We start from the raw sequence: 20,397 nt of genomic DNA, 5'->3' as shown, positions 1-20,397 counted from the left end.
CCCTTATGTCGGCGCCGATCCTTGCGCTATAGGGCGTTGAACCCGGAGATCGCATGTCTGACGCCCCGACCAAGCCGCACAGCCGCAAGGGCCTGTATGCGCCCTTCATCATCGTGTTGCTGGCCTTGGCGGCGTGGACGGGCTGGTGGTTCTATCTGACGCATCAGATCGACAGACAGATCGAGACCCAGGCGGCCGCCATGCGTCAGGCGGGCTGGGATGTCCGCTTTTCCGAGAAGACCATATCCGGTTGGCCCTTCCGCGCCCGCGTGGGCCTGCGCGACGTGACCATCGGCGCGCCGTCGCACCATGCGGTGTCGGCGCTGGAGCTGGCGGCCGAGGCCAACGCCTATCAGCCGACCAAATGGGTGATCGTCGCGCCGCAGGGATTGGTGTTGACCCGTGCAGGCAAGGGCGAGGTGGCGGTCGCGGGCGACGCCATCCGCATGAGCACCAGCGGCATCGACCAGCGCTGGCCCAATCTGGCGCTCGAGATGGTCAATCCGGTCTTCACCGTGGCGCCGCAGGGCGAGCCCTTCCCCATAGCCCGCGCCGCGCGGATCGAATTCTACACCCGCCCACATCTGGCCGCCTCGACCACGCCGGGTGACGACATCGATGTCATGTTCCGTCTGGTGGACGGCCAGGGCCGCGCCAATGGTCCTGTCGAGGGCTTCGCTCAGGACGGGATGCTGACCCTGCAGCTTGAGGCCACCATCGGCCAGGCCAGTCTGCTGAAGGGCGGCGATGCGGCAGGGGTCTTTTCGGCCTGGACGCGGGGGGGCGGAACCTTCCGCAATCTGCGCGGCGATATTCAGGCCGGGGCCAGTCGCGCCACCCTGAGCAGCGATGTCCTGCGCGCCGACGCGGACGGGCGGCTGATCGGGCAGGTGGCGCTGCAGTCGCAAAAGCCGCTGCCCGCCCTGTCCGGCCTGCTGGAATCGCGCGGCGGCGTCGCCAACCGGATCGGGGCGGCGGGCGCCGCAGCGGCGGCGGGCGCGACCCAGGCGGCAGGCAAGGACGACATGGCCCTGACCCTGGTGTTCCGCGATGGGCGCGCCTGGCTGGGCCCGTTCTCATTGGCCCCTGCGCCCAAGCTGTTCTGATGGGCCTGCTCGACGAACCCCAGCCTGACGAAGCCCTGCTGGCGCTGGACCGGGCGGTAGTTGAGGCCGTGCGCGCCCGTGTCGCCGCTGGGCCGCGTGATCGCGCGGATGCGGGCGCCATCGCCTTGCGCCAACTGCTGAACGGCGTCTCGCCTGCAGAGGCTGCGGCGCTGAAAGCCCTGTGGGGACGGATCGAGGCGGCGGGCGGTCCCGTGATGGCCGCCAGCGGCGGTCTGGCCAATGTGCTGGCGGCGGATCGCTACGGCCTGTCCGCCCGACCCATGGCGGCGGATGAGGTGCTGAAGGCGGTCGATGCCGGCGCGCGCGGCCTGCTGGACCTGTCGTCGGATCGCCCATGGTGGGGGCGACTTCTGGCGCGGCCTGACCTGCGGATCATCGCCGCCCTGCCGGATGACCGGCGCGCGCGGCCGCAGGCCTTTCTGGTGTCCAGGGAGCAGTCCGGCCCGACCGGCGACGACCGCAGCTTCTGGGTCACGGACAGCGGCCTGCCCGACGCCCGCATTGTCGACACCCTGGGCCAGTCCGGCCTGATCGCGGACCCGCTGGCGGCGGCAGGCGGCTTGAAGCTGTTTGTGCTGACGGGCTATGTGCAACCCGAGGACGGACGGCTGAGCGACGCCCCCGGCCGCCTGACCGGCGTCATCGGCGCTGCCCCCATCTTCTGACTCAAGGCATTTCATGACCGACGCGACCGCACCCAAAGGCCCCGTAGCGAAGCCCGGCATCCTCGACATCGCGCCCTATGTCGGCGGCAAGTCGTCCATCGCCGGTGTCGCCGAGCCGATGAAGCTGTCCTCGAACGAGAACATGCTGGGTGCGGGTGAAAAGGCGCGCGCCGCCTATGAGGCCGCCGTCAAGAACATCCACATCTATCCCGATGGCCGGGCGACCAAGCTGCGCGCCGCCGTCGCCGAACTGCACGGACTGGAGCCCGAGCGCCTGATCTTCGGCAATGGCTCGGACGAGGTCTTCGCCCTGCTGAACCAGACCTATCTGACGGCGGGCGACAATATCGTCTGCGGTCAGTACGGCTTCCTGGCTTACCGCATCAGCGCCCTGGGCTGCGAAGCCCAGGTCAAGCTGGCGCCCGAGCCGGACTACAAGGCCGAGGTCGACGCCCTGCTGGCCCAGGTCGATGACCGCACCAAGATCGTCTATGTCTCCAACCCGTCGAACCCGACCGGCAGCTACAATACGGGCGAGGAGATCCGCCGCCTGCACGCCGCCCTGCCGTCCCATGTCATTCTGGTCGTCGATGAGGCCTATGCCGAATATGTGACCGAGGCCGACTGGGAGACGTCCTTCCCGCTGGCCAAGGCGGCGTCGAACATGGTCGTCACCCGCACCTTCTCCAAGATCCACGGTCTGGGCGGTTTGCGCATCGGCTTCGGCTATGCGCCGCTGGCGGTGGCGGAGGCCATCGACCGCATCCGCCTGCCGTTCAACGTGTCCGTGCCGGGGCTGGAGGCGGCGACCGCGGCCCTGTCCGATACCGCGCACCAGACGGCGTCGCGTGATCTGGTGACCAACTGGAAGCCGCGCCTGACCCAGGCCCTGCGCGGCTTCGGCTTTGAGGTCTTGCCCAGCGCGGGCAACTTCGTGCTGGTCATATTTGACAGCCCCGACCGCGCCGCCGCAGCCAACGACTATCTGAACACCAAGGGCATCATCGTCCGCCCCGTCGGCGGCTATGGCCTGCCGCAGGCCCTGCGCATCACCATCGGCACGGAAGACCAGAACCGCGCAGTGATCGATGCGTTGAGCGAGTTCGCGGCGCAGTAGGTCGTGATTGTGCGCCGCTTGCGTCCGGCCTGGCGCGAGCGGCGCACAAAGGGTGTTTGAGGCTCAATCCAGCTTGGAAAAGCGCACCATGCCGGTCAGTCCTGCTTAGCCAGCGACGGCGCTGTCGTGAGGGCATAGGCCAGAGGCGTGGTCAGCGGTGTCTTGCACAGGGCCTCGCGCACTGTGGTCTGGCCGCGTGCGGTGAAGCGGACGGGTTCGCCGGCTGCGCACCGGGTCTGAACCGCTTCGAACATCGGCCGGGCGTCGGCCATGGGATCGAAGCCTTCGATCTTGTCCAACTCAAGATCGCCCGCCAAGGCGCCGCAGGCCGCATCATTGTCCATCTGGACATAGCCGTCGCGCAGATAATAGCCCTTGCTCACCCCCGGCGCGCAGTTGCTGGCGTTCAGGTGCGACAGAGCCGCCATCAGATAGGTCTGGCGCGAGGGCCGGTTCTCCCAACGGACTCCAAGGGCGGTCAGGCGCGCCTCAAGCGCAGACCAGCGCTGATCTGCGGGGGCGTCGAACAATGCCGGGACCGCCGACCCGGCGGGCAGGGCGCTCACGAAGTCGGCGGGACCATAATCGGGGCGTCCCGCACGGGCCTGGGCGATCAGGTCGCGCCAAACGTCGATGACGCCGCGCTGGCCGTTTGAGGCATGGCGCAACTCCAGATCTGCCAGCCACTGGATCGTCACGCCGCAGTCGTACATGGCCGGGCCGCCCGCGATGCGTTCGGCAAGGCTGCGGCTCTGCCCCACAGCACGGCGACAGTTGGTCAGGCTGGCGCTGATCGCGTCCAGGCCGTCGTCGTGGTTCAGCACGCCGGTCGAAGAGGCGGCGACCAGGGCCAGATACTGCGCCCCTCCTTCATGCAGCCAGGGCGAGCCCTCGGCGGGGACGGCGAAATGGCTGTTCCACAGATGGACGGATTCATGGAAGACCAGCAGGCGGATGTCCGAAAGGGCGCTGTCCGTCGGCTCGGCCCAGTCGTCGCCGTGCAGACGGGCGGAGATGACCTCTGTGTCGGTCACGTCGGCGCGGAAGGATATGGGGCCCGCGCCCTGATCCGTGAACACCAGAGTCGGCGGCTTGGGCGGTGCGCCGAACCTGTGGCCGAAGAAGTTGACGGCCGTGTCGAAGGTGTCCAGCGCGGTTGTCCGCACCTGAGGCGACAGGCCGGGCGCCATGATCGCGGCCCCGCCCACGCGTTGTTCGATCCGGGCGGCGGGACCGACATAGACATAGCCGCTGACGTCGTTCGCGGGCCACAGGGTCCAGCCCTGGGGCGCGTCGAGGGTGAGTTGCAGCGTATCGTCCGCACCGGTCAGGGCCGGGGCGAAGAGCAGATAGCCGTCGCCCACGCGGGTCACGGCGATATAGCCGCGCCCTTCTTCGGTGGTGTCTGGCTTCAACAGCAGGGTGAACCGATCGAAGGCGTCGCCTGCGCCTTCAACTGCGTCGCCGCTCAGCCGGGCGTCCCGTGTCTGGGCGTCCCGTGTCGGGGCGGTCCAGTCGTCGCGCGCCACACCGGCGTCCTGAAACCTGAACCGGGTGGTCGGCGTCGTCAGGCGTATGCTCGCGCTCAGTCCGTCTGTGGTTGGCTTCAGCGTGACGGACTGCGCCTGTGCTGACATAGGGGCGGCCAGCGGGGCCGCGCCCATCAGGGCTGCGGTCGCCAAGGTGCAGGCCAGCCTGGTTTTGAAGCTCATGATCTCACTGCGTCGGTCATCCGTATCGACCGGGTGTTTCAGCCAGCACACACCGATTGGCGAGTGAAATATCGGTAAGCGTCTTCAGTCCGCGCTGGAGAACCGCACCACGCCGATCAGGCCTGCGCGCCAGACGTGGTCGTCGTCGACCAGCGGGCTGTTCTTGGTGTCGCCCAGGCGCTGTTCGTAGTTGACGAAGCCGCCGACGCCGAAGCGCGTGCCGACCGGGATGGCGAGGAAGGCCACGGCCCCGGCGCCCGACAGGCCGCCCGACGCTTGGTAGGGTTGATAGCCGCTGCCCGGCACCTGTTCCGGGGTGATGCCGAAGTAGCGTTGCAGGCGCTCGTCGTTGCCGCCGGTGACATAGCCGCTGACACGCAGCAGACCGACCGGGGTCACGTGCTGATGGCCGACCGAGGCGAAATACTGCATTCCCGCGTCGTCGCCGCTGACGTCCTGGGCCACATGGCCGCCGACCACGATCCCGCCGAAACGCTTGTAGGCGTACAGGGCGGCGTCGGCACCCAGGCCGGGGCGATCCAGGCTGGAGCCCTCGATCTTGCCCGCCGAGAAGCGGGGACGCAGCTGGACCCCGGCGTTGAAGTCGTCGGTCTTGATCGCATTCCAGCCCAGGCCGTCCAGGCCGTTGGCGTAGAAGATGTTCTTGTAGTTGGCTGAACCCCAGGCGGTGTAGTTGATGTCGTCGCCGGTATTGCCGGTGGGGCTGAAGCCGTGGGTGATCCCCCCGCCGACCTCGACCCGCCAGGTCTTGGGCACCTCGACGTCCTCATAGGGTTGCGACTGGGCCAGGGCCGATCCGGCGACGGCGGCGAATGCGGCGGTGAGAATCAGGGTGCGGATCATCGGGCGTTTCCATTGCGGCGCCCGAACGCGGGGAGGATCAGGCCGGTGCGGAATGCACTAGCGCGGTTTTTGGCTCCAATAAGGCGGTCGAAGCCGTCTCGATGCGGCTTTCCAGCAACGCCATCATGGCGCCCCGCTTCAACTGGGCCGGAATGGGCTCCAGAAACTCGAACACCACGGTGCCCGGATAACGACGGAAACCGTGGGCGGGCCAGTGGACGCCGGAGTTGGTGGCGACGGGCCAGCAGGGGCCTTCCAGATCGCGATAGATGGCGGCGACGCCGGGCTTGTAGTCGCCGGGAACGCCTGGCGCGTTGCGCGTGCCTTCCGGGAAGATGACGATCTGGCGGCCTTCGGCCAGGCGGTCCTTGGCCTGACGTGTCATGTCCTTCAGCGCCTTGGCGTGGCCGGCGCGGTCCACGGCGATCATCTTGGCCTTCCAGGCGAACCAGCCGAAGAAGGGCAGGGGCATCAGCTCCTTCTTCATTACGAAGCAGGCGTCCGGCAGCACCGCCAGCAGGGCGACAATGTCCAGCATTCCCTGGTGCTTGGACGCCACCAAGGCGGCGCCTGACGGGCGGTTCTCAAGCCCGCGGAATTCGACCTTCACGCCCGCGATCCAGCGCAGGCCGAACAGAACGCTCCTCGCCCACAGTTTGATGACGCCGCGAACGACGCTGTGCGGCATCAAGAGAGCGGGCGACAGGCCGATGGCGACGACGGGCATCGATAGATAGAGCCAGGCCGTGAAGAGGAGGGAGCGCAGGGTGTTCACTTAGGCGGGCGCCTTTTCTGGTGTGTCCGCATCGGCGGCGACGGCCCGGACGGTGGAGCGGTCGCGCGTCAGGCGACGCACCCCCTCGCGGCCCAGCGCGGTCAGATATTTCATGTATTCCAGCGTCATGCGCCGCGCGGAAACCACGGCCCGCCACCAGCGCGCATTGTCCAGCGACGGCGTCGAAACAGCATAGGGCGTCAGATCCACGCCCGGCAGCTGGCCGCGCAGCTCAACCAGCGAGCGCGGCATATGATAGTCCGAGGTGACCACGATCAGGTGGGTGTAGCCCTTGGCCCGGGCCCATGAGGCGATCTCCTGGGCATTGCCGACCGTGTCCTCGGCCTCGAAGCCCAGGTCGACGCAGCAGTTGAACAATTTGGTCGAGCCGGGGGTCAGTTCGCGCAGCTCCTGGCGGCGGACCTCGCGGTTGACGCCCGAGATCAGCACCCGCTCGCCCTTGCCCTGCTCCAGCAGGCGGATGGCGGCGTTGACCCGTTCGGCCGAGGGGCCGGTCAGGGCCACGATGGCGTCGGCGCGCGCGGGATCGTCGGCGGGCGTCAGCTCGCGCACCCGATGCGCAAAGGCGAACAGGCCGACCAGCCAGATCAGGGCGACGACGCCGATGACGGTCAGCAGCCTCATCCCTTGCCTCTTGCCGATCCCAATACCTGCATGGCGGCGAATCTGGCCGCGAGAAGCGCCACCGTAGCGGCCAGCAGCGGGCATGGCGAGAGCAGCAGCAGATCGCCCCAGGCGATGGGCAGGGCCTGGCTCAGGCCGCCCGACCCGCCCAGGAAACGCAGGAAGCCCAGCAGAAGCGCCGCCAGCAGGGCGCCGATGGCCCCTGCGCCCGCCGCCAGCAGGGCGAAACGGCGCTGGAACAGCCAGGCGATCCGGCCGTCGGTGGCGCCGTTCAGGCTCAGGGTCTCGATCACGCCGCGACCGGCGGCCAGGCCCGCTCGGGTGGCGTAGGCGATGGCGGCGGCGGCGGCGAAAGCGGTGGCCAGGAAGGCGGCCCCGGCCAGGGTGGTGATCAGTGCGGCCGAGCGTTCCACCTCGCCGCGCCAAAGACTGTGGTCGTCGACGGTGGCGTCCAGTCCGGCGGCGGCCAGGGCGCGGCTCAGGGTGACGGCGCTGGCGGGCGCATCCGCCTTCAGACGCACGGTCACCAGATGCGGCAGGGGCAGGTCCGGCAGGACGGCGTCGCCCAGCCAGGGGCGCAGCAGATCCTCGGCGTCCTTGCGCGACAGGGCGGCGGCCTCCTCGACCCCGTCGACCCCGGCCAGGGTCTCGGCGGCGCGGGCGGCGGCGGTGTCGCCGGTCTCGCCCACGCGGGGGCGGACCTGGACCGTGGCCTCCGATCCCAGTTGCCGGGCCCAGCCGTGGGCGGCGCGGTCGGCGGCGGAGGCGGCGACCGCGGCCAGACAGGCCAGGAAGCACAGCACGGCGATGACCGTCATCAGCCACGGCTCGCCCGCCGCGGCGGGGGGCAGCAGGCCGGGACGGCCGGAGGGCAGGCGCAAGCCCGAAAGGCCCAGACTCGAAAGGCGCAGAGAAGGCAGGCGCAGGACAGACAGACGGATCATGCGGCGGCGCGCTCCGTCGGCGCCAGCCGCCCCCGGTCCAGCCGCAGCACGCGCGCGCCGGAACGTTCGGCCAGGGCCTGGTCGTGGCTGGCGATCAGGACCGTGGCGCCCAGCCGGTTCAGCGACTGGAACAGGCGCAGCAGCTTTTCGGCCATCACGCCGTCCACGCTGCCGGTCGGCTCGTCGGCGACGATCAGGCCGGGGCGGGTGATGACGGCGCGGGCGATGGCCAGTCGTTGTTTCTCGCCGCCGGACAGGGCGGGCGGCAGGGCGTCCATGCGGTCGCCCAGGCCCACCCACTTCAGCATCTCGGCCACATCGGCGGCATAGGCCGCCTCGCGCTGATGCGTCAGCCGCAGCGGCAGGGCTGCGTTTTCAAAGGCTGACAGGTGGTCGAGCAGGTGAAACTCCTGGAAGACGACGCCCATGCGGCGGCGGAAGGCGGGAATATCACGCCGTTCGATCTGCGTGACATCTGCGCCGAACAGGCGGATTGTGCCCTTTCGCGGCCGTTCGGCCAGGGTCAGAAGCCGCAGCAGCGACGACTTTCCCGCCCCCGACGGCCCGGTAAGGAAGTGGAAAGAGCCTCGCGGCAAAATGAGGTTAACGTCTCGCAGAACGTCAGGCGCGCCCGCATAGCCGAAACCAACGCCCGACAGGCGGACGGTCTCGGGCGTGGCGGTGGTTTCGACGGCGCTTGCGGGCGAGGACGGCATGGGCTTGGTTTCAGGGACGGGGTGCGAGATCGCGCCTCTCGGGAGGGGGCGCAAGCCTCGCAGTCAGACGACATGATACTGACCTGCCCGTCCTGCGCCACCAGCTATTTCATTGCGGACGACACTGTCGGTCCAAATGGCCGCAAGGTGCGCTGCCAATCGTGCGGCGAAGTCTGGCGCGCGACCAATGACGAGCCGCTGGAATTGACCGTCGCGCCTGAACCCAGCGTCATTCACAGGACTGAACCCGAGGCTGAACCGGCCAGCCTGGCCGAGACCCCGGCGCCCGAACTGCCCCGGGCTTTCCGCGCCCGCGCCGAACAGCAGCGCCGCCTGCGCCGGGCGGCGACCCATGGCGCCGTCTGGGCCGGACTGGCCAGCGTCTTCGCCGCCCTGATCATTTCCGCCTTCCTGTTCCGCGTGGAGGTGGTCGAGATTTTCCCGCGCGCCGCCGCCGCCTACGCCAATGTCGGCGCGCCGGTGAATGCGGTGGGTCTGGATTTTGAAGCCCTGAGCGCCAAGGACGTGCCCAGCAGCCCCGGCATGGTGGTAGTGTCCGGCGCCCTGAGGAATGTGCGCGACCGGGAAATCGTCGCCCCGCCGATCCGCGTCTCCCTGCTGGACGAGCACGGGGCCGAGATCGGCTTCAAGGTGGTGCAGATCGACGCCGCGCCGGTCCTGCCCGGCAAGGTTCAGGGTTTCGCCGCCCTCATCGCCGATCCGGGCCAGGCGACCGCCGACATCGGGGTGAATTTCCTCGCCGTCGCCCCTGCGTCCAAGGCTCGCGCGAATCAGCCCGCGTCGCAGCGTCAGGCCGACGCCAACGGCCTGTCGGTGGTGTCGCGTGCGCCGGTCCTCAACGCCGATGTCTCGCGCGGGCCTGCGCCCTTCCCTCCGACGGAGGTGGCTCCGGCGCCGGGTTCGGCGGCGGCCAACGGCCTGCGTCCGGCGACGGCGCCCGGCGTCGGCGGCCAGAGCGTGACGCCTCCGGTTGAGGCCAAACCGATTCACATGGTGGACACGGGCCACGGCTAGGCGGTATCGCCTCGCATCATGGCTGACACCTCCCCGACGCCGACGGTCCTTCTGCCCGAGGCCGACATCGCCCGCATCGTCGCCGAACTGGCGGACCGCATCGCACCTGTCATCGACGATGATACGGTGGCGACCGTGCTGCTGACCGGCGGTCTGTGGTTCGCCGCCGACCTGACCCGCGCCCTGTCGCGCGCGGGCCGCAATGTCCGTTTCGACGCCCTTTGGCTGTCGTCCTATGGCGATGACAAGACCAGCCGGGGGCAGATCAACGTCTATGCGCCTTTCCAGCGTCCGATCGCCGGTCGCCGGGTGCTGATCCTGGATGATGTGTTCGACACCGGCCTGTCGCTGGCCGAGGCTGTGCGCATCGCCAAGGAAGGCGGGGCGTCAGAGGTTTTGACCTGCGTCTTCGCCCGCAAGCCCTGGCCCAAGCCCCGCGCGCCTGAGCCGGACTTCGTCGGCTGGGAGGCGCCGAACCGCTTCCTGGTCGGCTACGGGCTGGACCACGCCGGATCGCTGCGCGGCCTGCCCGACATCTGCGCGATGGATTGATCCTCAGCGGCGAGTAGAGAGCGGCGAGTGACGAGGTCGGACAGACGTCCAGCAGCCTCTACTCACCACTCGCCGCTAATCACTCGCCACACGACTAGAGCCAATCCGCGAAAGGCTCGCGGTCCAGCATTTCCTCATAGGTCGGGCGGGCGCGGATGATCGCCCACTTGTCCCCGTCGACCAGGACTTCCGGCACCAGAGGCCGGCTGTTGTATTCGCTGGCCATGACCGCGCCGTAAGCGCCGGCGCCGGTCATGACGACCAGATCCTCGGCCTCCAGCGGCGGCAGGGAGCGGTCGCGGGCGAAGGTGTCGCCGGTCTCGCAGACAGGGCCGACCACATCATAGTCCATGGCCGCGCCCTCGCGGGGGCGCACCGGCGCGATGTCGTGGAAGGCGTCATAGAGGGCTGGGCGCATCAGGTCGTTCATCGCCGCGTCCAGCACCAGGAAGCGCCGTCCGTCAGACCGCTCGTTGACCTGAACCACCTCGGTCAGAAGAATGCCGGCATTGGCGGCCAGCAGACGGCCCGGCTCGAACGCCGCCTCGACCTCCAGACCTTCCAGCACGCGCGCGGCCATGGCCACATATTCGGCAGGCGAGGGTGGGTTCACCCCGCCGGAATAGGGCACGCCCAGACCGCCGCCCAGGTCCAGCCGGGTCACGGCATGACCATCGGCCCGCAGCTTGTGCGTCATCTGCGCCAGCACGCGGAAGGCGGCCTCCAGCGGGGTCAGGTCGGTGATCTGGCTGCCGATGTGGCAGGCCAGGCCCACGGGCGTGACATGGGGCGAGGCCGAGGCGCGGGCGTAGAGTTCATACGCCTCCTCCACCGGCACGCCGAACTTGTCGCCCTTGCCGCCTGTGGTGATCTTGGCGTGGCCGCCTGCGCCGATGTTCGGATTGACGCGCACGGCGATGGCCGGGCTGGCGTTCATCATGGCGGCGACCTGGATCAGGCGATCCAGCTCCGCGCCGGATTCAATATTGATCTGACGCACACCGACAGCAATGGCGAAGGCCAGTTCGGGATCGGTCTTGCCCACGCCGGAGAAGATGATCCGTTCCGCCGGAATGCCCGCCGCCAGGGCGCGACGGATCTCACCTTCCGACACCGTGTCCGCGCCCGAGCCCAGCTTGGCCAGGGTCGCCAGCACCGACAGGTTGGAGTTGGCCTTGACCGCAAAGGCGATCAGGGCCTCGCCCAGCGCGTCCGTATGGGCGTCGGCGGCGGTGCGTAGCAGGCTGTAGTGCCGCTTCAGCGTGGCGGTGGAATAGACATAGACGGGCGTCCCCACCTCGTCGGCCAGGGTGTCCAGCGGCACGCCCTCGGCATGCAGGGCGCCGTCCTTGAGATCGAAATGGTGCAAGGTTTAACGTGGATCGTTCTGTGCGGCGCCGGCGCCGATCGGGTTGGAGGGGCCGCCGTCGATGGGGATGCTGCTGGACGGGCGGTTGACGGTGGCGGGTTCGGGCAGGTGACCGGCCCAGCGGTCGCGCGTGGCGCGTTCCGGCGCCGGACGCGGCGATTCCAGATCGGCCATGCGCCCGCAGGCGGAGGCCATGAGAGCCAGAGCGCCGACGGCGATCAGGCTGGTCTTGCGAAGAAGGGTCACAGACGGTTCCTCCAGTCGGCGATGCGCGCACGGACCTGTTCCGGCGCGGTGCCTCCATAGCTTTGGCGGCTTTGGCACGAAGCCTCGGCGGTCAGCACCTTGTAGACCGCTTCGGTGACGCCTGGCTCCAGTTTCTGCAGTTCGGCCAGCGGCAATTGCGACAGGTCCACGCCCAGGCTTTCCGCCTGTTTCACTGCGGCGCCGGTGACATGGTGCGCCTTGCGGAACGGCAGGTTCAGTTCGCGCACCAGCCAGTCGGCCAGATCGGTGGCGGTCGAGAAGCCCGCGCCTGCGGCTGCGGCCATCCGCTCGGTGTTGGGACGAAGCGCCGCGACCATGGCGGTCATGGCGTTCAGGGCCAGGTCCAGGGCGTCGAAGGCCTCGAACACCGGCGGCTTGTCCTCCTGCATGTCCTTGGAATAGGCCAGCGGCAGGCCCTTCATCACCGTGGACAGGGCGACCAGCGAACCCATGATCCGGCCCGTCTTGGCGCGCACCAGTTCGGCGGCGTCGGGGTTGCGCTTCTGCGGCATGATCGACGAGCCGGTGGTCAGGTCGTCGGGAAGGGTGGCGAAACCGAACATCGGCGTCATCCAGACCACGATCTCTTCGGCCAGACGCGACAGGTGGCCCGCCGTGATCGAGGCGGCGGCCAGGCTTTCCAGTGCGAAGTCGCGGTCCGACACGGCGTCCAGGCTGTTGGCCATCGGTCGGTCGAAGCCCAGTTCCTGGGCCGTCATGTGGCGGTCGATGGGGAAGGGCGAACCGGCCAGGGCCGCCGCGCCCAGCGGGCTTTCGTTCATGCGGGTGCGGGCGTCGGCGAACCGGCCTGCGTCACGGCCGAACATCTCGACATAGGCCATCAGATGATGGCCCAGGGTCACGGGCTGGGCGGTCTGAAGATGGGTGAAGCCCGGCATCAGGTCGCCTGCGTGCTGTTCGGCGCGGTCCAACAGGGCGGCCTGCAGGCCCTTGAGCTGGGCGACGGAGCGGTCGCAGGCGTCGCGGACCCACAGGCGGAAGTCCAGCGCCACCTGATCATTGCGGCTGCGGGCCGTGTGCAGGCGGCCCGACGGTTCGCCGATCAGCTCGTTCAGGCGCGCCTCCACATTCATGTGTATGTCCTCGAACTGGTCGCGGAAGGGGAAGGTCCCGCCCGTGATCTCGGATTCGATGGCGTCCAGTCCGCCCAGAATGGCGTCGGCGTCGGCCTGTTGCAGGATGCCCTGTTTGGCCAGCATCCGGCAGTGGGCGCGCGAACCGGCCAGATCCTGACGCCACAGGCGCTGGTCCACGCCGATTGAGACATTGATCGCCTGCATGATTTCGGCGGGGCGCGACGAAAAGCGTCCGCCCCACATGTCTTGACCCGCAGGCCGGACCGGCGCAGTCGATCCGCCTTGTTGTTTGGCGTCGGCAGAGGTGGATTCAGTCATGAGCGGCTCGAGAAAGGCGATCTGGGCAGGCATCGGCGCGATCGTGCTGATCAGCACGCTCGCCGGCGCCTGGGGCATGGCGATGTCGCTATACGCCAATCATCGGCAGGACACGCAAGCCTCTGAGGCCGCAAAGACGTCCGAAGCGCCGAAAAGCGAGCTGTCGCGCTACGCTGTGGGGCCTTTGGCCGCGTTGCAGACCCCGGCTGAGCTGAAACCGGCGCCGGAATATATGTTCCGCGACCGCAATGACACGGCGGTGCGGTTCGACGCCTTCCGGGGCAAGGTGGTGGTGGTCAATCTGTGGGCCATGTGGTGCGCCCCCTGCCGTGAGGAAATGCCGACCCTGGCGGCCCTGGCCAAGACCTATCGGGCGGACACGGACCTGATCGTCCTGCCCATCAATGTCGATGCGACGCCGGAGGCGGCGACCGAGGCCAAGGGCTTCATGGCCGACCATGCGCCTCTGCCCTTCTACAGCGACATGCGTTTCCAGCTGCCGTTCGAGTTCCCGGGCAAGGGCGCGATGCCCAGCACCATCTTCCTGGACCGCGAAGGCCGCATCCGCGCGGTCTTCTCAGGCGGCGCCGATTGGGACAGCGCCGAGGCGCACGCCCTGATCGACGCCCTGCTGGCCGAGGGCCGTCCGGCGCAAGGCGCCGAAGCGCCCGCCGCCTGAAATCAGCCTCTTCAGTTCTTGGCGGGCACGCGCTGGTTGGTTGCGGGGTCGACCGCGCCGGGGCGGCCTTCTGCGGCGGCCTTGGCCTGATTGTCCTCCAGCTTGTCGGCGACCTTGCCGGCGCCTGTCTCGACCGCCTGAGCGGCCTTCATGGCGCCGGACTCGACCACTTCACCGGCTTGAGCAGCGGCGGATTTGGTTTCGGCGGCCGCCGTATGGGCCTGGCGTTCGGCCTTGTTCTGCTCGGCCGGGGTGCAGGCGGCGGCGCCCAGGGCCAGGGCGGCGAGGGCGGCGATCATTGCGGGGGTGCGCAGGGGCATCTTCGACTCTCCGGGCGGAATTCTGGTCTGCGCCGGATAACGCGGTGTGACGGCGCCGGTTGCGTGGCTCAGCTGTCAGGGCTGAACAGCTCCGGTCTGCGCAGACGCAGGTGCAGCGTCAGGGCCAGGGTCTTCAGGTCCGCCAGTTCGCCCGCATCGGCCACGCGCGCCAGTTCCGCCAGCGGCAGTTCGACCACCTCGATATTCTCATGCTCCGAAGCCAGCCCGCCGCCTTCGGAAACACGATCCGTCTGGCCATACTGACCCAGATAAAGGCTGATCCGCTCGGTCGAGACGCCGGGACAGGAGAAGGTGACGCCCAGCGACTCCAGTTCGCCGATCTCGACGCCGACTTCCTCTATGGCTTCGCGCCGCCCGGCGGCGGCCGCGTCCTCGCCCGGATCGATCAGTCCGGCGGGGGCTTCCAGCAGGCGGGGCTCGTCGACGCCCGCCACCAGCGGCCCATTGCGCAACTGGCGCACCAGCAGGGCGACGCGCCGCTCCGGGTCATAGGGCAGGACAGCGACCGCTGCCCCATGATCCTCGACCTCGCGCGCCAGACGCAAGCCGTCGTCCAGCTCGATGGTCGCCCGATACAGGGTGGACCAGCCTTTATAGAGGATGTCGGTGGAGATCAGTTTGGCCATGCGCTGCGCCTTAGCACGAATGGCGAAAAGGGGGAGGTGGTGGTTGGAGGCGGGATCGAACCGCCGACCTGTGGGTTATGAATCCACCGCTCTAACCATCTGAGCTACCCAACCAAGGGTCCCGCCGCCGGACAGGTCCGCGCGGAAGAGGCGTGCCTATATCGCCGCCGCGCGTCCGGTTCAAGTCGTGTTCCGCGCCATTGTGCGGCGATTGAGCGCAAGACGGGCTCTATCAGGAACGCTAACCCTGAAGCTTCTGTTTTCTGACGAACCCGAAATTCAGACCGGAGCCCTGTCATGCGCCTGATCGCCGTCGCCGCCTCGACCTCTCTGCTTGTCCTTGCCGCCGCCTGCGGCGCCAATGGCGAATCGTCCGGCGCGCCGGTCCAGACCGGCGCGCCGCTGGAGACGCGCCCGGCCAATAACTCGGACCAGAAGCCCGCTTTCGCCGGCCAGACCCGCGCGCCCGGCGTGGTGACCCAGGCGCGGCTGATGCACACGGTGGTGGCCGAGGGGTTGCAGAACCCATGGGGCCTGGCCCTGCTGCCGGACGGGCGCTGGCTGGTGACGGAAAAGCCGGGGCGTCTGCGCGTGGTGACGGCTGAAGGTCAGATCAGCGATCCGGTTCAGGGCCTGCCCGCCGTGGATGCGCGCGGTCAGGGCGGTCTTCTGGATGTGATCACCAGCCCGACCTTCGGTCAGGACCGCCTGATCTACTGGAGCTACGCCGAGCCGCGTCAGGGTGGAAACGGCACGGCGGTGGCGCGGGCGCGGCTGTCTGATGATCTGAGCCGGGTCGAGAATGTCCAGGTCATCTTCCGCGTCCAACCGACCTATGACGGCGACAAGCATTTCGGCTCGTCCCTGGCCTTTGCCCCGGACGGCACGCTGTTCATCACCGTGGGCGAGCGCTCCGACAAGCCGATGCGGCCCCAGGCCCAGGATCTGAGCTCGCACCTGGGCAAGACGATCCGCATCAACGCCGACGGCTCCGTGCCGCAGGACAATCCTTTCGTCGGGCAGGCGGGCGCGCGGCCTGAAATCTGGAGTTTCGGCCACCGCAATGCGCAGGGCGTCGCCATTCAGCCCGGCACAGGCGCGGTCTGGACCGTGGAACACGGGGCTCAGGGTGGCGATGAGGTCAATCTGGATAAGCCGGGCCTGAACTACGGCTGGCCGGACGCCGCCTATGGCGTCGAATACGGTGGCGCGCAGATCGGCGAGGGCGCGACCCAGCATCCGGGAACCGAGCAGCCGGTCTATTACTGGGATCCCGTCATCGCGCCGGGCGGAGCCGTCTTCTATGAAGGGCCGATGTTCCCCAACTGGAACGGCAATCTGCTGGTTGCGGGTCTGAGAGAGAAACACATCGCCCGTCTGGTGATCCAGAACGACCGCGTCGTGGGCGAAGAGCGGCTGCTGAGTGATCTGGGCGAGCGTATCCGCGATGTGGCTGTCGGACCGGACGGATCTGTCTGGGCAATCTCGGATGAGCGCAACGGCAAGCTGGTCAGGCTGTCTCTGGCGCAGTAACCTGGCGTCGCCGGGGGGTGTTGGAACGCATCGCGTTTCAGGAAACAGGAGCAGCCATGCGTATCCTAATTCTGTCCGCCATGATCGCCATGCCCTTGCTGGCGGCGTGCGGCACTGCGGGCGGCGTCAGCCAGTACCAGAAAGACATGAACGCCCTTGAGAAGACCTGCACCGAGCGTCAGGGCATCCTGACGCCGACGGGTCTGCAGACGGGCAGGCCGGAAACCGAATACGCCTGCACCATCACCGGCGGCGCTTCTCGCCTCTCACAGCCGCGCTGACGGAAGGGCGCGTCCCCCGAAAGTCTGCTCTTTAAACTTACGAACAACATGACCCGCCGCGCGTTTCCGCGTGGCGGGTTTTTCGCGTCTGGAAACCATCCGGCGCCATGGCGCCGCATCACGCGGCTTATTACTTGACGTTGACGTAAACGTAGGGTTCTTGGCGTCCGAGCTTAGACCCGTCCTTTATTGGAGACGCATTCTCATGGCTGACGCCTATATCTATGACGCCGTCCGCACCCCGCGCGGCAAGGGTAAGAAGGACGGCTCGCTGCACGAGATCACCGGCCTGTCGCTGGCTTCTCAGGTTCTGGAAGCCCTGCGCGACCGCAACGATCTGGACACCTCCAAGGTCGATGACGTGATCCTGGGCTGCGTGACTCCGGTGGGCGAACTGGGCGCCGACATCGCCCGCACCGCCGTTCTGACCGCAGGCTGGTCGCAATATACGGCGGGCGTTCAGATCAACCGCTTCTGCGCCTCGGGCCTGGAAGCCGTGAACATGGCCACCGCCAAGGTGAAGTCCGGCGAGGCTGATTTCGCCGTCGGCGGCGGTGTCGAGGTCATGAGCCGCGTGCCGATGGGTTCGGACATGGGCGCCTGGCCGACCGATCCGTCCTCGGCCTTCCCGACCTATTTCGTGCCGCAGGGCGTGTCGGCGGACATGATCGCCACGAAATACGGCTTCAGCCGCGCCGACGTGGACGCCTATTCGGTCGAAAGCCACAAGCGCGCCGCCAAGGCCTGGGCCGAGGGCCGCTTCAAGAATTCGGTCATCGCGGTCAAGGACCAGCTGGGCCTGACCATTCTGGACCACGACGAAACCGTGCGTCCGAACTCGGACATGCAGGCCCTGGGCGCATTGAACCCCTCCTTCGCCATGATGGGCGAAATGGCCTTCGACGGCGTGATCGGCCAGCGCTACCCCGAGGTCGAGCGCGTCAACCACGTCCACACCCCCGGCAACTCGTCGGGCATCGTCGATGGTTCGGCGGGCGTGCTGATCGGTTCGCTGGAAGCCGGCAAGGCCCTGGGCCTGAAGCCGCGCGCCAAGATCCTGGGCGGCGCCTCGATCGGTTCTGAGCCGTCGATCATGCTGACCGGCCCTGAGTATGTGACCCGCAAACTGCTGGGCAAGCTGGGCATGACGCCCGACGACATCGACCTGTGGGAGCTGAACGAAGCCTTTGCGGCCGTCGTCCTGCGCTACATGCAGGCCCTGAACATCGACCACGCCAAGATGAATGTGAACGGCGGCGGCATCTCAATGGGCCACCCGCTGGGCGCCACCGGCGCCATGATCACCGGCATCGCCCTGGACGAGCTGGAACGCTCGAACAAGTCGACCGCTCTGGTCACCCTCTGCATCGGCGGCGGCATGGGCACCGCCACCGTCATCGAACGCGTCTGATCCGGGAGCGATAGACTATGGAAAACTTCAAGATCGACGTCGACGCCGACGGTATCGCGCTCGTCACCTTCGACGTGCCGGGCCGTTCGATGAACACCCTGACCAGCTCGGTCATGGCGGAAATCCCTGAACTGGTTGAACGCATCAAGACCGACGACGCCATCAAGGGCGCGGTCATTACGTCGGGCAAGGCTTCGGGCTTCTGCGCGGGCGCCGACCTGGGCGACATGGCCGGCGGCGTCCTGTCGGGCGGCGGCGACCTGCAAAAGGCGTTTGACGCCGGATGGAAGCTGAACGGCGCCTTCCGCGCGCTGGAGACCCTGGGCAAGCCCATCGCCACGGCCATCAATGGTCTGGCCCTGGGCGGCGGCCTGGAGTTCACCCTGGCGACCCACTACCGCGTGGTCGAGAACGACAACAAGATCCAGCTGGGCCTACCCGAGATCAAGGTCGGCCTGTTCCCCGGCGGCGGCGGCACCCAGCGCTTGACGCGCCTGATCGGCGTGCAGAACGCCATGATGGCCATGAGCGAAGGCAAGTCCTTCCGCCCCAACGACGCCAAGGGCGCAGGCATCGTCCATGAGGTCGTTGAAAAAGGTCAGTCGGTCGAGGCCGCCAAGACCTGGATCAAGAACGGCGGCAAGGCCGTGCAGCCGTGGGACGAGAAGTCCTTCAAACTGCCCGGCGGCGGCCCCTTCCATCCGGCCGGCATCCAGAACTTCATGGTCGGCAACGCCATGTTGCGCAAACAGTCCTACGGCAACTATCCGGCCGTGGTGAACCTGATGAAGGCCGTGTTCGAAGGCACTCAGGTGCCGATCGACGCCGCGCTGCGCATCGAGACCCGCTACTTCATCAAGACCCTGATGACGCCGCAGGCCCAGGCCATGATCCGCTCGCTGTTCCTGTCCAAGCAGGAACTGGACAAGGGCGCCGTGCGTCCGGTCGGCGTGCCCAAGTCTGATCCCAAGAAGGTCACCGTCATCGGCGCGGGCATGATGGGCGCAGGCATCGCCTATGTTCAGGTCATGGCCGGCATCGAGACCGTGCTGATCGACCAGAGCCAGGAAGCCGCCGACAAGGGCAAGGCCCACGTCGAGGAACTGCTGAAGAAGCGCCTGTCGCGCGGTCAGATGACCCAGGACAAGTATGACGCCACCCTGGCCCTGGTCACGGCGACGACAGACTACGACCTGATCAAGGGTTCCGACCTGGTGGTCGAGGCCGTGTTCGAAAGCCGCGAGATCAAGGCCGACGTGACCAAGCGCGCCGAGGCGCAACTGGCTGAGGGCGCCGTCTTCGGCTCCAACACCTCGACCCTGCCGATCACCGGCCTGGCCGAAGCCTCGGTGCGTCCGGAAGACTTCATCGGCATTCACTTCTTCTCGCCTGTCGACAAGATGATGCTGGTCGAGATCATCCTGGGCGAAAAGACCGGCGACGCCGCCATCGCCAAGGCGCTGGACTATGTGCTGAAGATCAAGAAGACGCCGATCGTCGTCAACGACAGCCGCGGCTTCTACACCTCGCGCTGCTTCTCCACCTTCCTGATGGAAGGCATGGCGTTGCTGGAAGAGGGTTACGGCCCGGCCCTGATCGACAACGTCGGCCGCATGACCGGCATGCCGCGCGGTCCGCTGGAAATGCACGACGATGTGGCGCTGGACCTCAGCTACAAGATCGCCAAACAGACCCGCGAAGACCTGGGCGACAAATACGTGCCCAACGAAGGCGAGAAGATCGTCGCCACCATGGTCGAGGGCGGGCGCTACGGCCGCAAGAACGGCAAGGGCTTCTACGACTATGACACCAAGCCCAAGACGATCTGGGCCGGTCTGTCCGAACTGGCGCCGACCACCAAGGGCATCGACAAGCCCGAGGAGCCGACCGCCCTGGCGCAGATCGATGAGCTGAAGACGCGCCTGCTGTACCGTCAGGCCGTCGAAGTGGCCCGCTGCTGGGAAGAGGGCGTCATCGACGACCCGCGCGAGGCCGATCTGGGCGCCATCCTGGGCTGGGGCTTCGCGCCCTGGACCGGCGGTCCGATCAGCTTCATCGACGGCATCGGCCTGGCCAAGTTCGTCGAAACGGCGGATCGCCTGGCCGCGTCCTACGGCGACCGCTTCAAGGTCCCGCAGCTGCTGCGCGACATGGCCGCCAAGAACGAGACCTTCTACGGCAAGTTCGCGCCGGAGAAGAAGGTGGCCTAAGAGCCTGATTCCCTTCTCCCCTTGCGGGAGAAGGTGGATCGCGAAGCGAGACGGATGAGGGGTTGGCCAATGCATGGCCAACCCCTCAATCAATTGCGGAGCGACCCCTCATC

General features: G+C 67.7%; 21 protein-coding genes and 1 tRNA gene. 10 read left to right on the top strand and 12 right to left on the bottom strand.

What is annotated here, in order from left to right; genetic code table 11:
- Positions 1-53: 53 nt before the first annotated feature.
- Genes JKF87_RS09080 through hisC form a run of 3 tightly spaced genes read left to right on the top strand, consistent with a single transcriptional unit; the run spans position 54 to position 2,909 of the window.
- A complete protein-coding gene (locus JKF87_RS09080; protein ID WP_201099567.1) occupies positions 54-1,106 on the top strand; it encodes a DUF2125 domain-containing protein in 1,053 nt (350 codons plus the stop codon).
- A complete protein-coding gene (locus tag JKF87_RS09075) occupies positions 1,106-1,792 on the top strand; it encodes a hypothetical protein (protein ID WP_201099566.1) in 687 nt (228 codons plus the stop codon). Before JKF87_RS09080 ends, JKF87_RS09075 begins: the two co-directional genes overlap by 1 nt.
- Before the next feature lie 13 nt (positions 1,793-1,805).
- Positions 1,806-2,909 carry a histidinol-phosphate transaminase gene (gene hisC, locus JKF87_RS09070; protein WP_201099565.1) on the top strand — a complete coding sequence of 368 codons (1,104 nt, stop codon included), beginning with the start codon at positions 1,806-1,808 and terminating at the stop codon, positions 2,907-2,909.
- A 95-nt stretch (positions 2,910-3,004) separates the two neighbouring features.
- On the opposite strand, the gene JKF87_RS09065 is transcribed toward hisC, so the two are convergent.
- The 6 genes from JKF87_RS09065 to JKF87_RS09040 all read right to left on the bottom strand — a co-directional run bounded on the left by JKF87_RS09065 (position 3,005) and on the right by JKF87_RS09040 (position 8,565).
- Positions 3,005-4,621, bottom strand: coding sequence for a M61 metallopeptidase family protein (locus JKF87_RS09065; protein ID WP_201099564.1), 1,617 nt, complete (start codon positions 4,619-4,621; stop codon positions 3,005-3,007).
- 84 nt (positions 4,622-4,705) lie between these two features.
- Positions 4,706-5,485: a MipA/OmpV family protein gene (locus tag JKF87_RS09060; protein ID WP_201099563.1), complete on the bottom strand. Its 780-nt coding sequence runs from the start codon at positions 5,483-5,485 to the stop codon at positions 4,706-4,708.
- Positions 5,486-5,522: 37 nt separating this feature from the next.
- The gene (locus tag JKF87_RS09055; protein WP_201099562.1) at positions 5,523-6,260 is read right to left on the bottom strand and encodes a lysophospholipid acyltransferase family protein; all 738 of its coding nucleotides are present in this window, start codon (positions 6,258-6,260) and stop codon (positions 5,523-5,525) included.
- Positions 6,261-6,905 (bottom strand): YdcF family protein, encoded by a 645-nt coding sequence (locus JKF87_RS09050; protein WP_201099561.1) that lies wholly within the window; start codon positions 6,903-6,905, stop codon positions 6,261-6,263.
- Positions 6,902-7,849: a cell division protein FtsX gene (locus JKF87_RS09045; RefSeq protein ID WP_236261253.1), complete on the bottom strand. Its 948-nt coding sequence runs from the start codon at positions 7,847-7,849 to the stop codon at positions 6,902-6,904. The genes JKF87_RS09050 and JKF87_RS09045 overlap by 4 nt, the downstream gene beginning before the upstream one ends.
- Positions 7,846-8,565: a cell division ATP-binding protein FtsE gene (locus JKF87_RS09040; protein ID WP_201099560.1), complete on the bottom strand. Its 720-nt coding sequence runs from the start codon at positions 8,563-8,565 to the stop codon at positions 7,846-7,848. The genes JKF87_RS09045 and JKF87_RS09040 overlap by 4 nt, the downstream gene beginning before the upstream one ends.
- Positions 8,566-8,637: 72 nt before the next feature.
- Here JKF87_RS09040 and JKF87_RS09035 point away from each other — a divergent pair, with 72 nt between their 5' ends.
- Positions 8,638-9,600 (top strand): MJ0042-type zinc finger domain-containing protein, encoded by a 963-nt coding sequence (locus tag JKF87_RS09035; RefSeq protein ID WP_201099559.1) that lies wholly within the window; start codon positions 8,638-8,640, stop codon positions 9,598-9,600.
- Between the two features lie 18 nt (positions 9,601-9,618).
- The gene (locus JKF87_RS09030; RefSeq protein WP_201099558.1) at positions 9,619-10,152 is read left to right on the top strand and encodes a phosphoribosyltransferase; all 534 of its coding nucleotides are present in this window, start codon (positions 9,619-9,621) and stop codon (positions 10,150-10,152) included.
- Between the two features lie 94 nt (positions 10,153-10,246).
- Here the strand turns inward: JKF87_RS09030 and lysA are convergent, their stop codons facing one another.
- From lysA to argH, 3 genes are read right to left on the bottom strand one after another with little or no spacing between them, the layout of a single operon-like run.
- Positions 10,247-11,521 (bottom strand): diaminopimelate decarboxylase, encoded by a 1,275-nt coding sequence (gene lysA, locus JKF87_RS09025; protein WP_201099557.1) that lies wholly within the window; start codon positions 11,519-11,521, stop codon positions 10,247-10,249.
- Positions 11,522-11,524: 3 nt separating this feature from the next.
- The gene (locus JKF87_RS09020; protein WP_236261287.1) at positions 11,525-11,767 is read right to left on the bottom strand and encodes a hypothetical protein; all 243 of its coding nucleotides are present in this window, start codon (positions 11,765-11,767) and stop codon (positions 11,525-11,527) included.
- A complete protein-coding gene (argH, locus tag JKF87_RS09015) occupies positions 11,764-13,128 on the bottom strand; it encodes an argininosuccinate lyase (protein WP_201099760.1) in 1,365 nt (454 codons plus the stop codon). The genes JKF87_RS09020 and argH overlap by 4 nt, the downstream gene beginning before the upstream one ends.
- A gap of 73 nt (positions 13,129-13,201) precedes the next feature.
- On the opposite strand from argH, the gene JKF87_RS09010 reads away from it, so the two are divergent.
- The gene (locus JKF87_RS09010) at positions 13,202-13,882 is read left to right on the top strand and encodes a TlpA family protein disulfide reductase (protein WP_201099556.1); all 681 of its coding nucleotides are present in this window, start codon (positions 13,202-13,204) and stop codon (positions 13,880-13,882) included.
- Positions 13,883-13,893: 11 nt separating this feature from the next.
- Here the strand turns inward: JKF87_RS09010 and JKF87_RS09005 are convergent, their stop codons facing one another.
- The 3 genes from JKF87_RS09005 to JKF87_RS08995 all read right to left on the bottom strand — a co-directional run bounded on the left by JKF87_RS09005 (position 13,894) and on the right by JKF87_RS08995 (position 14,963).
- Complete coding sequence (locus JKF87_RS09005; RefSeq protein WP_201099555.1) at positions 13,894-14,202, bottom strand: hypothetical protein; 309 nt, start codon at positions 14,200-14,202, stop codon at positions 13,894-13,896.
- A gap of 68 nt (positions 14,203-14,270) precedes the next feature.
- Positions 14,271-14,849 (bottom strand): NUDIX domain-containing protein, encoded by a 579-nt coding sequence (locus JKF87_RS09000; protein ID WP_201099554.1) that lies wholly within the window; start codon positions 14,847-14,849, stop codon positions 14,271-14,273.
- Positions 14,850-14,886: 37 nt separating this feature from the next.
- Positions 14,887-14,963 (bottom strand) — tRNA-Met (locus JKF87_RS08995).
- Positions 14,964-15,146: 183 nt separating this feature from the next.
- Here JKF87_RS08995 and JKF87_RS08990 point away from each other — a divergent pair.
- From JKF87_RS08990 to JKF87_RS08975, 4 genes are all read left to right on the top strand, one after another.
- Positions 15,147-16,382 carry a PQQ-dependent sugar dehydrogenase gene (locus JKF87_RS08990; RefSeq protein WP_201099553.1) on the top strand — a complete coding sequence of 412 codons (1,236 nt, stop codon included), beginning with the start codon at positions 15,147-15,149 and terminating at the stop codon, positions 16,380-16,382.
- Between the two features lie 56 nt (positions 16,383-16,438).
- The gene (locus tag JKF87_RS08985; RefSeq protein ID WP_201099552.1) at positions 16,439-16,663 is read left to right on the top strand and encodes a hypothetical protein; all 225 of its coding nucleotides are present in this window, start codon (positions 16,439-16,441) and stop codon (positions 16,661-16,663) included.
- 205 nt (positions 16,664-16,868) lie between these two features.
- On the top strand, positions 16,869-18,074 hold the full coding sequence (locus tag JKF87_RS08980; protein WP_201099551.1) for an acetyl-CoA C-acetyltransferase: 1,206 nt from the start codon (positions 16,869-16,871) through the stop codon (positions 18,072-18,074).
- Positions 18,075-18,091: 17 nt separating this feature from the next.
- Positions 18,092-20,284, top strand: a complete 2,193-nt coding sequence (locus tag JKF87_RS08975; RefSeq protein WP_201099550.1) for a 3-hydroxyacyl-CoA dehydrogenase NAD-binding domain-containing protein — start codon at positions 18,092-18,094, stop codon at positions 20,282-20,284.
- The last annotated feature ends 113 nt before the right edge of the window (positions 20,285-20,397 follow it).

Origin of the sequence: Brevundimonas nasdae (genome assembly GCF_016654005.1) — a bacterium.
Classification (GTDB): Bacteria; Pseudomonadota; Alphaproteobacteria; order Caulobacterales; family Caulobacteraceae; genus Brevundimonas; species Brevundimonas nasdae.
Note: the sequence above shows the minus strand (reverse complement) of the source record. Positions and strands in the feature narration are given on the sequence as shown.